This is a genomic window from Micrococcus sp. HSID17227, from assembly GCF_003989405.1.
Taxonomy (GTDB): domain Bacteria; phylum Actinomycetota; class Actinomycetes; order Actinomycetales; family Micrococcaceae; genus Micrococcus; species Micrococcus luteus.
The window spans coordinates 1-753 of record NZ_RBLN01000547.1; the positions used below are offsets into that span (position 1 = coordinate 1).

Consider the following 753-nt stretch of genomic DNA (forward strand, 5'->3'; position numbering starts at 1 on the left):
CCTACCACGCCGCCCCGGGACCTCGATGCCGTGCTGCGCAGCCGCGTTCCTGGCGGTGCGGCGTGGCTGGCGGCCGCCGACGCCGTCTTGTCGCGGCCGGCGCTCGTAGACCGGTGGGCCCCGCCTGATCTGCCGAACTCTGCGCTCCTGCGCACCCTTACGCATCAGGGACCTGTTCAGGAGATGGCCTTCAGCCCTGACAGGACCCGCCTCGCCACCATTGAGAGCGGTGGACGAGTCCGCGTCTGGGACGCCTCGAGCGGGGTGCAGGTATGCGAGTTGCCGCGTCGCAGCCACATGCGGGAGGTGGCCTTCAGCAATGGTGGAGCACATCTGCTCACTGTCGGCGGCGGCGGCATCGTCTACGGCTGGGATCTGGCCACCGGCTCGGAACTGCACCGGTTCCTTCCGGAAGCATGCCGTCCTGCCGCGTTCAGTGCCGATGGTTCTCGTCTCTTCACTGGGCTGGAGCACGGAGCGATAGCTGTCTGGGACACATCCACCGGGGCTGAGCTCAACGAGTTTCAGACGCCCAGTAGCAGAAGGACGGGCCGGCTTCTGGTAAGTCAGGACGGTACGAAGCTGGTCTTCTCCACCCGTGGCGGTTTGCGTTCCTTCTCATGCGATGCCGGAACGGGAAACGGTCTGCCGTCTCTATGGGCCCGACCTATAGCGGTCACGGCGGCCGGAACTCCGGTCGCCGCAGGCCAAGGGGGGAGGAGGGGGACCTGGAGCAGTGTGTCCGGTCAGCGG

1 protein-coding gene is annotated in these 753 nt (G+C 67.2%); it reads left to right on the top strand.

Translation table 11 applies throughout. The annotated features are described in order from the left end of the window. Positions 1 to 30: 30 nt before the first annotated feature. Positions 31 to 753: WD40 repeat domain-containing protein (locus D8M29_RS14570; protein ID WP_370450183.1), on the top strand; the 723-nt coding region annotated here is incomplete at its 3' end.